Annotated in this window: 15 protein-coding genes and 1 other annotated feature; of the genes, 12 read left to right on the top strand and 3 right to left on the bottom strand. The window is 41.5% G+C overall.

Annotated elements, in window-relative coordinates; translation table 11 throughout:
• Nucleotides 1-4: 4 nt before the first annotated feature.
• From YK48G_RS01655 to rpmF, 3 genes are all read left to right on the top strand, one after another.
• The gene (locus YK48G_RS01655) at nt 5-1,141 is read left to right on the top strand and encodes a nucleotidyltransferase (protein ID WP_203628960.1); all 1,137 of its coding nucleotides are present in this window, start codon (nt 5-7) and stop codon (nt 1,139-1,141) included.
• Nucleotides 1,142-1,222: 81 nt separating this feature from the next.
• A complete protein-coding gene (locus tag YK48G_RS01650) occupies nt 1,223-1,777 on the top strand; it encodes a DUF177 domain-containing protein (protein WP_203628959.1) in 555 nt (184 codons plus the stop codon).
• A gap of 55 nt (nt 1,778-1,832) precedes the next feature.
• Nucleotides 1,833-2,009 (top strand): 50S ribosomal protein L32, encoded by a 177-nt coding sequence (gene rpmF, locus YK48G_RS01645; RefSeq protein ID WP_203628958.1) that lies wholly within the window; start codon nt 1,833-1,835, stop codon nt 2,007-2,009.
• Nucleotides 2,010-2,196: 187 nt separating this feature from the next.
• Here rpmF and adhP read toward each other — a convergent pair whose 3' ends face one another.
• The gene (gene adhP / locus YK48G_RS01640) at nt 2,197-3,213 is read right to left on the bottom strand and encodes an alcohol dehydrogenase AdhP (RefSeq protein ID WP_203628957.1); all 1,017 of its coding nucleotides are present in this window, start codon (nt 3,211-3,213) and stop codon (nt 2,197-2,199) included.
• A 271-nt stretch (nt 3,214-3,484) separates the two neighbouring features.
• Here adhP and YK48G_RS01635 point away from each other — a divergent pair, with 271 nt between their 5' ends.
• Together YK48G_RS01635 and YK48G_RS01630 are read left to right on the top strand one after the other, a co-directional pair.
• The gene (locus YK48G_RS01635) at nt 3,485-4,171 is read left to right on the top strand and encodes a response regulator transcription factor (protein ID WP_203628956.1); all 687 of its coding nucleotides are present in this window, start codon (nt 3,485-3,487) and stop codon (nt 4,169-4,171) included.
• Complete coding sequence (locus YK48G_RS01630; protein WP_203628955.1) at nt 4,168-5,736, top strand: HAMP domain-containing sensor histidine kinase; 1,569 nt, start codon at nt 4,168-4,170, stop codon at nt 5,734-5,736. Before YK48G_RS01635 ends, YK48G_RS01630 begins: the two co-directional genes overlap by 4 nt.
• A 257-nt stretch (nt 5,737-5,993) precedes the next feature.
• Here the strand turns inward: YK48G_RS01630 and yidC are convergent, their stop codons facing one another.
• Both yidC and YK48G_RS01620 read right to left on the bottom strand, forming a co-directional pair.
• Nucleotides 5,994-7,031, bottom strand: coding sequence for a membrane protein insertase YidC (gene yidC / locus YK48G_RS01625; RefSeq protein ID WP_203628954.1), 1,038 nt, complete (start codon nt 7,029-7,031; stop codon nt 5,994-5,996).
• A 69-nt stretch (nt 7,032-7,100) separates the two neighbouring features.
• Nucleotides 7,101-7,394, bottom strand: coding sequence for an acylphosphatase (locus YK48G_RS01620; RefSeq protein ID WP_373300135.1), 294 nt, complete (start codon nt 7,392-7,394; stop codon nt 7,101-7,103).
• A 29-nt stretch (nt 7,395-7,423) separates the two neighbouring features.
• Here YK48G_RS01620 and YK48G_RS01615 point away from each other — a divergent pair, with 29 nt between their 5' ends.
• The 7 genes from YK48G_RS01615 to udk all read left to right on the top strand — a co-directional run bounded on the left by YK48G_RS01615 (nt 7,424) and on the right by udk (nt 14,812).
• Nucleotides 7,424-8,191 carry a TrmH family RNA methyltransferase gene (locus YK48G_RS01615; RefSeq protein WP_203628953.1) on the top strand — a complete coding sequence of 256 codons (768 nt, stop codon included), beginning with the start codon at nt 7,424-7,426 and terminating at the stop codon, nt 8,189-8,191.
• Nucleotides 8,192-8,262: 71 nt separating this feature from the next.
• On the top strand, nt 8,263-8,769 hold the full coding sequence (locus tag YK48G_RS01610; RefSeq protein ID WP_203628952.1) for an HD domain-containing protein: 507 nt from the start codon (nt 8,263-8,265) through the stop codon (nt 8,767-8,769).
• 37 nt (nt 8,770-8,806) lie between these two features.
• Entirely contained in the window at nt 8,807-9,157 is a 351-nt protein-coding gene (locus YK48G_RS01605; RefSeq protein WP_203628951.1) for a winged helix-turn-helix transcriptional regulator, read from the top strand.
• Between the two features lie 36 nt (nt 9,158-9,193).
• Nucleotides 9,194-9,414 (top strand) — a binding site (T-box leader).
• A 46-nt stretch (nt 9,415-9,460) separates the two neighbouring features.
• Nucleotides 9,461-10,510, top strand: a complete 1,050-nt coding sequence (gene pheS, locus YK48G_RS01600; protein WP_203628950.1) for a phenylalanine--tRNA ligase subunit alpha — start codon at nt 9,461-9,463, stop codon at nt 10,508-10,510.
• A 2-nt stretch (nt 10,511-10,512) separates the two neighbouring features.
• The gene (gene pheT, locus YK48G_RS01595; protein WP_203628949.1) at nt 10,513-12,924 is read left to right on the top strand and encodes a phenylalanine--tRNA ligase subunit beta; all 2,412 of its coding nucleotides are present in this window, start codon (nt 10,513-10,515) and stop codon (nt 12,922-12,924) included.
• A 46-nt stretch (nt 12,925-12,970) separates the two neighbouring features.
• A complete protein-coding gene (gene mltG / locus YK48G_RS01590) occupies nt 12,971-14,104 on the top strand; it encodes an endolytic transglycosylase MltG (RefSeq protein WP_203628948.1) in 1,134 nt (377 codons plus the stop codon).
• A gap of 24 nt (nt 14,105-14,128) precedes the next feature.
• Nucleotides 14,129-14,812: a uridine kinase gene (gene udk / locus YK48G_RS01585; protein WP_203628947.1), complete on the top strand. Its 684-nt coding sequence runs from the start codon at nt 14,129-14,131 to the stop codon at nt 14,810-14,812.
• Nucleotides 14,813-14,830 lie beyond the last annotated feature (18 nt).

Here is a 14,830-nt window from a genome sequence, read left to right as displayed (position 1 = left end):
GTTAATGCTTCGAGCAGTTGGAATTGTTTCTGAATATAATCCGTTTCATAATGGTCATTTGTATCAATTACGGCAGGCTCAAGCACTATCAGGAGCTGATGTCGTCGTTGCCTTGATGAGCGGCAATTGGCTGCAGCGTGGCGAGCCGGCCATTTTTGATAAATGGCAGCGGGCCCAAATTGCCTTGGCGAACGGGGTGGACGTCGTCATTGAATTACCGTTTTATTCAGCCGTTCAGCCATCGCATTTATTTGCGGCCGGCGCGGTTCAACTAATCGCCGCCATGCAATGCGAGTGGCTTTCGTTTGGTGCAGAAAATCCCACTATTGATTATCAGCAGCTGATTGATCACCAGCCCCATCATGACAGTCGATTTAAACAATTTGATCGACCATATGCTTCAATCTTTCAAGATTATTTGTTTGATCAAACTGGGATCCGATTGAATCAGCCAAATGATATTCTAGCCTTTGGTTATGCGAACGCAAATTTTAATTTGGGATCACCGTTAAAATTGTTGCCTATTAAACGAATGGGGAGCGGCCATAATGATGATCAACTCGAGCAAAGTGGCGCCATTTCAAGCGCCTCAGCTATTCGAAACGTATTGGTAAATGGCGGGGACTCATCAATAGAGCGGTTCGTGCCCAGCAACACCTATCGATTGGCCCGATCCCAAAAAATAGTGAGTTGGCGTGATTTTTGGCCAATGTTGAGATTTGAATTAGTAGAGACGCCAATCGCTGAACTTCACAAAATTTATCAAATGACGGAAGGAATCGAATACCGATTAAAACGGTGTGCCATGAGAGCGACTTCATTTGAAAACTTCTTACATTTGGTAAAAACAAAACGTTATACGTATACTAGGATTCAACGATTATGCGCCTACGTTATGGTTCATGCCTATACGCGAGACATGCTGGTAGAGCCAACTTACTTGCGGTTGCTAGGCTTCACTAGGAAGGGGCAGGCCTATTTAAGCCAAATTAAGAAGACGCTGGCGCTGCCTATGATTACCAAGATTACTGACGATATTGTCCAGCAACGGATTAAGATGGACTTTAAGGCAGGGATGCTCTATCAAATGGTGACAAACGTTTCTCAAGACTTTTATCAGCATCCGATTATTCAAAATTGAGGGTTCACCTATCAAGCAAAACGCCTTGACAAGCCTATTTGTTGCCGGTATAATGAGTTTTGTTGCATTGGAGGAATTATATTGAAATGGTACTTTAAGGATCTTCAAAAGTACTCCGATACAGATCCTTTCATGTTTAATGAAAGAATTGATATTAAAGATGAGTTGTTAGATCGATATGCCAATGAGGTTATCGATGCGACTGAGTTTAATATCGATGGCAGGGTGTTTTCTGATCGTGGCGATGTTATCATTGATACTCATATTGTAGGCAAGTTGGTTGTTCCGTCATCAAGATCACTTGAACCAGTTGATTTGCCGTTAGATTTCAGTGTTGAAGAGTACTATATTCCTTCAAAGGCTGCTGAGTCACGATATGATAAAGATGACGTTGTTTTTGTTGTTGACGAAGATAGCCAAATTGATATGCAAGCCGCTGTCGTTGATAACGTTATTTTGCATATTCCGATGCACGTTCTGTCTCCTGATGAAGTGGCTGGTAAAAAAATGCCAAGTGGCAAGGACTGGGAAGTTTTATTAGCGGATGATTATCAGGCTCAAAAGGCAGAGTTAAAAACTGTTGATCCACGTCTAGCAAAGTTAAAGGATCTTTTTAAGAACCAAGATTCTAATTAATGCTGGACTTAAAAATTCACTAGTGGATAGTTTGATTTACGAGGAGGGAAAAAGGATGGCAACACCAGCACGGAGAACATCTAAAGCACGGAAGCGGATGCGTCGCGGCCACATTAAGTTAACGACTCCTAATTTGAGTCTGGATCCTAAGACCGGCGAATACAGCTTACCGCACCATGTTTCACCATCAGGCTTTTATAAGGGCCGTAAAGTGATTAAAGATAACAAGTAGTTTCATTAAACGGTTTAGAACGCCATGGATTCTAAGCTGTTTTTTTCTGGCTAAAAATGAAATGACATAGCTTAGATGATTTTAATCGTGATGTTGGTAGTTTTAATTTAGGCAAAATAAAAAGAGACTGCTAACAAAATCATTTTGTCGCGGTCTCTCATTAAATTATTTCATGCTAATTGGTTATTTATTTAGTAAAGTCAACAACCATCCGACCAACAATCTGGTTGGCTTTCATTTCGTCAATGATCTTGTTTACTTCGTCAAGGCGGCGGGTATGAACGATTGGCTTAACTTTACCTTCAGCACCAAACTGGAAGGTTTCTTTTAAGTCTTGACGGGTACCAACAAGTGAGCCGGCAACTTGGATGCCGTCGAGAACAGTCTTATCGATATTAAGCGCCATATCACCCTTAGGAAGCGCAACGGCAACTAACTTGCCGTCTGGACGTAAGGCATTAACTGAAGTGGTGAAGGCATCAGTAGTAACAGCGGTAATCTGGGCGTTGTGAACGCCACCGACCTTCTTTTGAATCTGTTCGGCAACATCTGGGTCATGACGATTAATGGTAATATCGGCGCCATTTTCTTTAGCAGCCTGCAACTTTTGTTCGTTACCATCTACGGCAACGACGTGAGCACCAAAGACATTGTGGGCGTATTGAACGGCTAAGTTACCTAAACCGCCACAACCGACGACTTCAACCCATTGACCAGGGCGTGTTTCGCCGACTTTTAACGCTTTGTACATCGTCACACCAGCACAGGTCAGTGAAGTTGCTTCAACTGGGTCAAGGCCTTCAGGCACTTTAACAGCGTAATCAGCTGGGACAATGACTTGTTCAGCCATTGCGCCATCAACCGTGTAGCCAGAGTTTTGAACGTTTCGGCAAAGGGTTTCACGGCCAGTAGTACAATATTCACAATGGCCACAGCCTCGATAGAACCAAGCAATTGACACACGGTCGCCAATCTTTAAGTTATCAACGTCGTCAGCAACTTGAATGACACGGCCGACTCCTTCATGGCCAATAATGCGACCGGGTACCTTGCCGAAGTCTCCGGCGGCAACGTGGAGATCTGTGTGACATAATCCACAATATTCAACCTTAACTAGGGCTTCCCCTTCGTGGATTGGTCGCAAATTAACATCTTTAATATCGACGTATCCGTCGACTGGATCACGTACAACTGCTGCTTTCATCTAGTAATCATCCTTTTTGTAATATATTTTCAAACACCTATATTATAGGCAAGATGGTCGATGGATTCAAGTGAAAAAATACACAAAAATGAAAAATATGAAAAAAGTTTCCAATTAAAGTCTGCTTATTAAAAATTTATTTGGATTTCCGCCAAAACGTTAAAGTATCCCACTATGGCTAACGTAATTATGTTAAAATGAGAGTTACGTTAAAACATTTCAAGCTATATTAATAAATTTAAATTAGAATACCTAGGAGAGCTGATCATTTATGAGTCGAATTTTGATTATTGAGGATGAAAAGAACTTAGCGCGCTTCGTCGAACTTGAATTAAAGCATGAGGGGTATGAAACGCAGGTTGAATTGAATGGTAGAACTGGTCTACAAGCGGCGTTAGATGAAAATTTTGACGTCATTTTGTTGGACTTAATGTTACCAGAATTAAACGGGATGGAAGTTGCTAGGAGGCTTCGTGAAAAAAAGAACACACCGATTATCATGATGACTGCCAGAGATTCTGTTATTGATCGGGTCTCCGGTTTTGACCATGGTGCTGATGATTATATTGTTAAACCATTTGCAATTGAAGAATTATTAGCACGAATTAGAGCCTTGCTTCGGCGGATTCAAATTGAAAATGACCAACAAAAGAACAGTAAAAAATCAGTTACCTTTAAAGACTTAACGATCGAAAAGGAAAGTCGGATTGTTCGTCGTGGCGATGAAGTCATTAACTTAACCAAACGTGAATATGAGCTGTTGTTAACATTAATGGAAAATGTTGATGTGGTTTTAGCTCGTGATGTATTACTCACCAAGGTCTGGGGCTATGATTCCGAAGTCGAGACAAATGTTGTGGATGTTTATATTCGTTACCTTAGAAACAAAATTGATCGTCCTGGCGAGAACAGTTACATTCAAACTGTTAGGGGGACTGGGTACGTGATGCGTTCATGACCCAGTCCAATGATAATCGAACCAAACGAAAAGTATCACTTAAATGGAAATGGGCATTTTTTACATCTCTTGGCGTTTTAGCGATTGTCGTTATTTTTTCTGTGTTGCTATTTAATCGATTTACAAATGTGTTATTGCAGCAAGAAAAAATTCACATTAACGACACGTTAACAACGGTTTCATCACGCTTATCTAATTATCAGTCACCACTAAGTAAACGCGACGTTGATCGTTATTTACAGCCAAATATCTCAAATGGCAGTTCAACTGCTGCAAATAATCAGACTGGCTCTGATAATATTTATTCGGACGCTTTGATTGTGAACTTTTCAAGGGATAACATTTTGGTTAATGTGTATGATGTCAACCGGAAGCAATTATTTGAGTCACGGAATGCGCCGGTTAAATTCCGTTCGACGGATAAACGAAAAATTACGGTTACAAAGTATCAAGGCAAAAAAGCCCTGGTTGGAACAGAACCCTTGCTTTCTAAGAAAAACGGATCATTAGTTGGTTATGCACAAGTAACGGATCAATTAGGCGATTATCGCCGGACAACTGGGAAATTATTGGCGATTCTGATAATTTTGGTACTCATTTCAGTTATCATTGCGATGGTTTTTGCTTATTTACTGGCAGCAGAACTGCTAAGACCCATTAATGAAATTCAGCGGACCATCAATCAAGTTAAGCGTGACCCGGATTCTGATGCTCGAGTACCTGAGCTTAAAACCAATGATGAACTGGCTGATTTGGCAGCGCTGCTAAATGGCATGCTAGATCAAACCAAGCGCTATATTGACCAGCAGCAGCAATTTGTTGAAGACGTTTCTCATGAACTCAGAACGCCGGTTGCCGTGATTCAAGGGCACATTGAGATGTTATTGAGATGGGGGAAAGATGACCCGGAAGTCTTGTCTGAATCTTTAAACGCCTCCCTTCAAGAAACTAAACGAATGAAGAGTTTAGTTGCTGAAATGCTTGACTTATCAAGGGCTGAGCAAATTGAGATTAATTATGGCGAAGAAATTACCAATGTTAATGATGTCTTCAAACAAGTTTATAATGATTTCAAAATGATCCATCCTGATTTTACCTTTACGTTTGATGATGATACCCAGGGGAGTGTTTATGTTAAGATCTACCGCAATCACTTAGAGCAGGTTTTAGTGATTTTACTTGATAATGCCATTAAATACTCAACTAAGCGCAAAGAGGTCCACTTATCCTTGGCGACGTCGATGTCGATGGTTAATATTGCCGTTCAAGATTTTGGGGAAGGCATTTCTCAAGCGGACAAGGAAAAGGTCTTTAATCGTTTTTATCGGGTTGATAAAGCTCGTAGTCGAAACAAGGGCGGTAATGGCTTGGGGTTATCAATTGCTCACCGCCTTATCGAGGCTTATCATGGTAATATTTCGATTGAAAGTTCATTGGGATATGGCTCGATTTTTCAAGTGAATTTACCAATTATTACTAATATGTCTGAAAAAGATATTGAAGGTGCTGATGATCAAGCCACTCCGGCAGACGGAGCAGGGGATTCATCAAAACAAGATCAATGATCATTAATTGTTAACTCAAAATTTTATGCCAATCGTTATTTGGTGTTTAGTTTGTGAGTAATCTCAACGGCAACCCAAATATTGAATTCTTTTGATATTCCGGCTCGTCTTTGGGATTTTTTTGTTGTAGGGAATTGTTAGCCAAATAATGGCGGTTAGGATCAAAATACCCGTAAGCCAATGTCTAGAAGCGTTGGTTTACGGGTATTCTTTAATGTAGTTATTAAAAGGGTATAATGCTGGTGATCAGTTAATGATTAACGTTGACGGTGCTGTTTGCCGGCATTTCGCTGTTTACCAGCATTTCGGCTGCGGTTGGTTGGTTGATTAACTGGCTTCTGCGGTTCAGGTTGAACTGTCTGTTGTTTGGTAGATGGCTGACCAGCATGGCGTTGTTTGCCGGCATTACGTTGTCGATTACGCTGTTGGTTATATGAAGCGTTCTCCCTGGCAGATGTCTGTGGAGCAGGGGCTTTTGGCATTAAGTCTTCAACAGTTACTTTGGGTTTGCCAGCCATTTCTTTGGCAATGTTCTTTCTGATTCGCGGTCGGTAAAGATTAATAATTAACGTTTGCAAGCATGCGAATAGGCCACCGATGAAGAAGTAAATGCCAAGGCCAGCCGGTGCGCTCATTGTGATAAAAAGAATCATCACCGGGCTAAACAGCATCATCATTCCCATTTGCTTCTTTTGTGCTTGGGGAGTTCCAAGCAAAGCAATATAGCCTTGCAGCAGGTAGGATAGAAAGGATAAAATGGCGAGCAGTAAACTAGATTGACCAAGCTGAATTCCCATGAAGACTGTGTGGGAAAGCTCCGGTGAGTAGCGAATAGCAAAATACAGGGCCGAAAAAATAGGTGTTTGAATTAGCAGTGGCAAACAACCAATCCCGCCAGTCATTGAAATCCCATTTTTTTGGTAAAGTGCCATCATTGCTTGGCTCACGGCAGCCTTTTCTTCTTGCGTTGTGGCTGCTTTTTGCCGTTTTTGAATCTCAGCCATTTGGGGTCTAATTAATTGCATCTTTTCTTGTTGAATCGTTGAAGCTTTGAGTTGGCGAATCATAATTGGTAGCAGCAGCATTCGGACAATGACCGTTAAAACAATTATTGCCCAGCCATAACTACCAACAATTTGGGCGATTGCTTCCATAATAGCTTGGGCTGGTCGGGCCAAGTAATCATAGATAACGCCGTATGGTTTCCCAGATTTAGTCGTTTGGACACAACCACTTAGTAATAGTGCTAATCCCGCGAGAAGCCCGAGAGTCGATACATGTTTAATTTTTTTCATTAGTAGGACCTTTCTTAATTTAGTACACAAACAAAAGTAATGTTACTAGATTCTAGTAAACTTTTCAATTTAATATTTCACATCGAACCCTTTATGATCAAAATTGGTTATATAATTAACTGTGATATGGTCAACTCGACCGTAAGGGGTGGGCGACTGCTTAATCTTGTTAACAAAATGGGTTAAGTTATCCGGCGAGCCGCTGGCCACAACTTGAACTGACCCGTCTGGCTTGTTTTTAACCCAGCCGTTAATGTTTAAAGCTTCTGCAAGTTTAATTGTAGCGTAGCGAAAGCCAACGCCTTGGACGATGCCGGTAACGATCATTTCAACTGATTGCTTTTGTCGTTTCAAATGAAACACCACCTAAATACTGATTATAGGAGATAAAAATGGAAAAAATTACGTCAAATCAAAATAGTAAAGTCAAAGCATGGCGAAAAATGCAGTCAAAAAAAGGACGCCTTAAGGCCGGGGAGTACATTATTGAAGGTTGGCATATTGTGGGTGAAGCCATTAGCCACCACCAAAAGCTTCTGGGAGTGATGGTCGTTGACGAAGCTTTTTTGACCAAATTGGCAGTTGATTCGACTCGTGTCCCAACATACTTAATTACACCAGAAATTGCTAAACACATCTCTGCGACAGAAACTCCCCAAGGCGTCTTTGCAATTTTAAGAACTGCCGATTATCACAACACGATTCCAAAAAATTTAGCCGGCAGCTGGCTATTGTTAGATAATATTCAAGATCCAGGCAATATTGGCACGATGGTCCGCACAGCAGACGCTGCTGGTGTTTCGGGCATCGTCTTTGGTAATGGTTCGGCAGACATTTATAATCCAAAGGTCGTTCGGGCGATGCAGGGAAGCCAGTTTCACCTGAAATTATTTAGTGGCAATATTCTTGACTGGCTGTCTAAACTAAAAGCGCAAAGCATCCCAACTTATGGAACTGAATTAAATGATCAAGCCGTTTCATATCAAGAAGTTAAACCTACCAGTTCATTTGGATTGGTTATGGGTAATGAAGGAAATGGGGTTGCCCCGGAAATTTTAGCGGCGGTCGATCAGAACCTGTATATTCCAATGAAAGGGGAAGCGGAGTCGTTGAACGTGGCAGTGGCCAGTGGCATCCTAATTTTTCATTTAGTTCAATGAAAATCTTTTTGATTGATATTTACTGCAATACCATGTATTATAGCAGTTAATAAAAGGCAAAGGGGAATTATATGCAAAAGAATGAATGGAAAAATGATTCCGAGTATCGCGCATTAGTTGCTGACTTGTTAGCGAATGATACTGTCCAAAAATTAGCAAATTATAAACAACACCATCATTCAACCAGGTTAGAACACTCTTTAGCAGTTTCTTTTGACAGTTATAAGATTGCTAAGAGAAGAGGCTTAGACTATCGGGCGGTTGCACGGGCAGGACTCCTTCATGATTTATTTTTCTATGACTGGAGAACCACGAAGTTTGACCTCGGCTCTCATGCATTTATTCACCCGCGGGTTGCCTTAAGAAACGCTGAAAAGATCACTGAACTTTCTCCGATTGAAAAGGATATTATCCTCAAACATATGTGGGGATTAACACTTGCTAGACCAAAGTATGAAGAAAGTGTTATAGTTTCTTTAGTAGATGACTACGAAGCCGTTCACGAATTTATGAGCCCAGTGAAGGTTAAACTGGCTGATTTCAAAAATCGGGTACGACGAATCTCAATGAGCAAGTAAGTCATTGAACTCATTAAATTTTGATTGGGGGAATTCTATGAAGCAGATGGTTGGACTAGAAGATGCCGTTAATTACTATCTTTGTCCGAAGTTTGAAAAAACATTCTCGTTTCTGGGGAAGAAATGGAATGGTTTAATTATCGATGTCTTATTACAAGAAGGTACGATGCGCTTTCGTGAATTAGCAAGACAGATTCCTAAATGCAGTGATCGGGTCCTTGTTGAACGACTTCGAGAGCTTGAGCAAGACGGAATTGTTGATCGGCGCGAGTATCCGGAATCTTCATTGATCGAGTATTCATTGACCGAACAAGGCCAAGAATTGGCGCCAATTATGCACTCAATTCATACTTGGTCAGAAAAATGGTACGCTAACTTGGAAAAGTAGCTTGACCATTTTTTTATTTTAGCTTATTATTCATTGGTAAGTGTTTGAGAAAAAAGTAGTAGGTTGCGGTTTTATTCAGAGACCCTGTGGGCGGTGTGAACAGGGTAAAAACGCTTCACGAATTCATTTTTCGAGCTGAAATTGGGAGTTAAACATAACGAAAAATTTCCGGTTATCACCGTTAAAGATAAATTGAGTGTGCCGCTACTGTCAGTAGTCGGCAAATTAGGGTGGTACCGCGTTGCTTCGTCCCTTTGTGGGCGAAGCTTTTTTTGTGCAAAAAAATCACTTTGGAGGGATACTATGTCTTTACGGGATCAATTATCCGAGATTAAAGAAAATGGGCTGGCGAATATTTCCCAAGCAGCCGATTTAAAAACGCTCAATGAAATTAGGGTTCATCTGTTAGGCAAAAAAGGGCCAATTACAGCGGCCCTTCGCGGGATTAAGGAACTGACGCCAGAAGAGCGACCACAAGTGGGAAGTTATGCCAATAAAATTCGAGATGCGATTACAACAGCGGTTGCTGCCCAACGAGATAGACTAGAAGCAAGGCAGCTTAATGCGCAGTTGGCTGCTGAAAAAATTGACGTGACGTTGCCTGGAAAACCAGTCGCTCAAGGCCAGCCCCACGTGATTCAACAAATTATTGATCAAATCGTTGATCTTTTCTTAGGGATGGGCTATGAAGTACTTACCGGCCCTGAAGTTGAGGAAGATAAGTATAACTTTGAAATGATGAATTTACCGAAAAATCATCCGGCTCGCGATATGCAGGATACTTTTTATCTGAGCAAAGAAATCTTGATGCGAACGCAAACTTCACCAATGCAGGCCCGAGCTCTCGAAAAGCACGACTTTTCAAAGGGACCGCTCAAAATGATTTCACCCGGGATCGTTTATCGACGAGATACGGATGATCCGACCCACTCTCATCAATTTCATCAAGTCGAAGGACTGGTTATTGACGAGCATATTACAATGGCTGACCTTAAGGGGACATTAATCACAATGGCCCAAAACATTTTTGGTGACAAATTCGATATTCGCTTGCGGCCGAGTTATTTTCCGTTTACTGAGCCATCAGTTGAGGTTGACGTGACTTGCTTTAATTGTATGGGCAAGGGATGTGACGTCTGCAAGCACACTGGTTGGATTGAGGTTTTAGGTGCCGGAATGGTCCATCCAAATGTCTTGAAAATGGCTGGGGTTGATGCCAGCATTTACGGCGGCTTTGCCTTTGGTGTTGGCCCTGATCGGTTCGCTATGCTGAAGTATGGGGTTGATGATATTCGTGATTTTTATCTCAACGACGTTCGTTTCTTAAATCAATTCAGCAAGAGGGGTAATTAAAAATGAAAGTATCTTACAATTGGCTCAAACAATACTTAAAATTGGATATGCCTGCCAAGGACTTAGCTGAAAAAATTGAACGGACGGCTGTAGAAGTCGATTCAGTAACCCTTGGTGAAACGGGTTTAAAGAAGCTGGTAGTTGGTCACATCCTAACGATGAGTAATCATCCTGAATCTGATCATTTACACATTTGTTCAGTCGACGTTGGCGAAGATACGCCACTCCAAATTGTGTGTGGCGCGCCCAATGTCGCTGCTGGCCAAAAAGTGATTGTGGCGCTCCCCAATTCTCGGATTGGCGGTAACGTTAAAATTAAGCGCTCCAAAATGCGTGGCGTAGAGTCAGAAGGCATGATTTGTGCGTTAGATGAAATTGGTTTTTCAAAAGATGTTGTACCAAAGGAATGGGCTGATGGTATTTATGTCTTTGATGACAACGTGCCAGTCGGTGAACCTGTTTATCATTATTTGGGAATGGATGATCCAATTATTGACTTGGATGTGACCCCTAATCGTGGTGATATGCTAAGCATTATTGGAACAGTTCATGAGTTGGCGGCCATCTATGATCAGCACCCTGAGATCAAACAGCCGGTTGTGAATGAAGATGACTCAATTGATGCTGCCAATGAAATTTCAGCGACTGCAGACGAACAGCTGGCCAAAACTTATAAGTTGCGAGTTATTAAAGACGTCAAAGTGGCGCCGAGCCCATCTTGGTTGCAAATAACGCTGTGGAATGCGGGCATTCGACCTATTAACAATGTAGTTGACGTGACGAATTATATTTTGTTAAAGTACGGGCAACCATTACATTCATTTGATCAAGATAAGATTAACGGCAATATTGTTGTTCGCAATGCGCATCAAGGTGAAAAATTGACCACCTTAGATGAAGACGAGCAGGAGTTGTCACCAGAAGATATCGTAATCGCCGACGATGCCCAGCCAATCGCCCTTGCAGGTGTCATGGGTGGCTTAAATACGCAAATTAGTGATCAAACACAAAATGTCGTCATTGAATCGGCGATCTTTGATTCGTTTCACATTCGAAAGACAGCCCAACGGCATGTGTTGCATTCAGAAGCCGCGCAACGATTTGAACGGGGGATTAACCCTGATGGCGTTGAAGATGCCATTAATGAGGCTGCAGCCTTAATTCATCAGCTGGCTGGTGGCAAAGTGGCTAAAGGGATAGTGACCGCTAGTGATTATCATCCAGCACTGCCAGTTATTGCAATAACGGCTGATCGGGCAAACCATGTTCTGGGAACGACACTTACAATTGATGAAATTCAAAGTATCTTTGACAGATTGGGCTTTACCAGCGTTAAACAGGGAGAAGGATTAGCCGTCACGATTCCTGCTCGTCGCTGGGATATTCACATTGACGCTGATTTGTTTGAAGAAATAGCTAGAATTTATGGCTACGATAATCTACCGGCAACATTGCCAACCGGTCGCCAAACCATCGGCGTTCTGACTGCCACTCAACGTTTGGAGCGTGCATCCCGACAAATCCTTGAAGGCATTGGATTGACCCAAGCCATTTCTTATTCACTGACGACTGCTGAAAAAGCTCGGATGTTCTTAATGCGCGCCAGTGAGGAAACCAAGCTGCTTTGGCCAATGACGCAGGATCATACGACATTGCGAATGAACCTTTTGTCCGGCTTACTAGATGACGTGGCTTATAATCACGCCCATAAAGTGGACGACGTTGCGCTATATGAGATTGGCCGGGTCTTTTATAAAGATTCCGCTGATCAAATACGGCCAGAAGAAGTTGAGCACGTTGCTGGGGTGATCACCGGTAATTTAACGGATCCATCATGGAATAACCATGTAAAGCCGGTTGACTTTTTCGTGATGAAGGGAATGGTTCACCAATTCATTGTGAATTTGGGTATTAAAGGCGACATTGAGTACGTCGCGGCTGATCATTATCCTGAAATGCATCCAGGTCGGACAGCTGATATTTTAATTCACGGCCATCAAGTTGGTTTTATTGGCCAAATTCACCCACGGATTGCCAAACAGTTTAAGGTTAAAGAAACTTATGCCTTTGAATTAAACATGCAGGCACTAATTGACTTGCCGAAAAATGATGACCAATACCAGCCAATCGCCAAATACCCATCAATTAAACGGGATATTTCAATGATTGTCGACAGTAACGTGACTAACGACCAAGTTGTGGCAGTCATGCAAAAACGTGGTGGGGCTTATCTCCACGGAATTCGGTTATTTGATGTTTATGAAGGTAAAAACGTGCCAGATGGCAAAAAATCAATGGCTTATTCACTGACTTATGTAAACCCCCGAGAGACCTTGAAGGATGAAGTAGTCAATACGGCTTTTGAAAAGATTAAAAAACGGTTAACAGCTGACTTAAATGCGGAAATTAGGTAATTTCGACTTTATAATGAAAGCGTAAGTGTAAAAGGAGGAGCTTTCGATGCGCAACAACCCGGATGAACGAAGAAGTCCAAAACCCAATCGCAGCCTTGGTCGGCGAATCATTATTTCCGTGATCACGTTGATTATTGTTTTGGCAGTAACCATTGGCTTTATGGGCTATCATTATTTTCAAGAGGCCTTAAAACCGCTTAACCCAAAGGATAATCAAGTGAAGCAGGTTCATATTCCTTTAGGTGCTTCCAACAAACAAATTGGTTCAATTCTGCAAAATCAAAAGATCGTTAAGAGCGGGATGGTTTTTGATTATTATGTTAAGTCAAATAATATGGCTAATTTCCGGGCGGGCTATTATCAACTCACGCCGGCGATGAGCCTGAAAAAAATTGCGGTTCGATTGCAACGAGGCGGTACTGATCAGCCAATTCAAAGTACCAAGGGGAAACTTTTGGTTCGAGAAGGGATTAACATTGATCAGATTGCCAAGCAAGTTGCAGCTACAACTGATTTTACCGCCAAGGACTTTATTGCGTTAATGAAGGATAAAAGCTTCATCAATCAATTGGCTCAAAAATACCCGAAATTACTGGCTTCAGCGATGAAAGCAAAGGGCGTTCGGTATCGCCTTGAAGGCTATCTTTATCCAGCAACTTATGAGGTAAAGAAAAATACTTCTTTAAAAAATCTAGTCGAACAAATGGTCGCCAAAACCAATCAGGTTCTCACGCCGTATTATCCAGAAATTAAAAAGTCAAAATTGACACTGCAAGAATTCATGACCCTCGCTTCTTTGATTGAGCGGGAAGGGGTTAACCAAGTTGATCGACGGAAGATGGCCGGTGTCTTTTTAAACCGGATTCGAATTAACATGCCAATTCAATCCGATATCTCAGTTTTGTATGCGATTCGCAAAAATAGTAAAACCTTAACAGCTAAAGATTTACAAGTGGATTCACCATATAATCTGTATGTCAATGCTGGTTTTGGTCCAGGACCATTTGACAGTCCAAGTATGAGTTCGATTAGTGCGGTGTTGCATCCACTTGACCGCTCGAAAGATTACCTGTACTTTTTTGCGAATACCAAAACCCAAAAAGTCTACTATTCCAAGACTTACGCACAACACCAAGCACAAATCGAAAAACATTCTGCAAGTAAAAAAGATAAAAACTAATGAGCTTGAAAGGACGATTATTTCATGTCAACAACTGCAACTCCTAAAAAACGTCCCGTGGTAATTGGTGTTACTGGTGGCTCAGGTAGCGGAAAGACAACCGTGAGTCGAAAAATATTTGATGAACTATCAAATTATTCGATCATGATTTTACAGCAAGATTCTTACTACAATGATCAATCAGAAATGACGATGGCTGAAAGAAAACGGGTCAATTACGATCATCCTAATACCTTTGATTATGACTTATTAGTTCAACAGTTAACGCAACTTTTAAGGTATCAGCCGATTGAAAAACCGGTTTATGATTATAATCAATTTACAAGAAGTACGCAGACAATTCATCAAGATCCCCGCGAAGTGATTATTTTGGAGGGCATTTTGATTTTAGATGACAAACGATTACGTGACTTAATGGATATCAAAGTGTTTGTGGATACTGATGATGATATTCGCTTGATTCGACGCATTGAGCGGGATACCAAGGAGCGTGGTCGTTCACTAGATAGTGTGATTAATCAATACCTGACAACCGTTAAACCAATGTATCACCAATTTGTGGAACCGACTAAGCGCTATGCTGATCTGATTGTGCCAGAGGGTGGCGAAAATCAAGTTGCCATTGACCTCTTGACAACAAAGATGCGGTCGATTTTAATGAAACGTGGTAACAAAAAAATTCATGACAATTTTGATTCAACAATCTAAATTAACAAAGGGGAATTA

The sequence above is a fragment of the Lentilactobacillus fungorum genome, from assembly GCF_016860605.1.
In the GTDB taxonomy this organism is placed as follows: Bacteria; Bacillota; Bacilli; order Lactobacillales; family Lactobacillaceae; genus Lentilactobacillus; species Lentilactobacillus fungorum.
The sequence above is the reverse complement of the archived record's forward strand: the minus strand, read 5'-3'. Positions and strand labels throughout refer to the sequence as shown.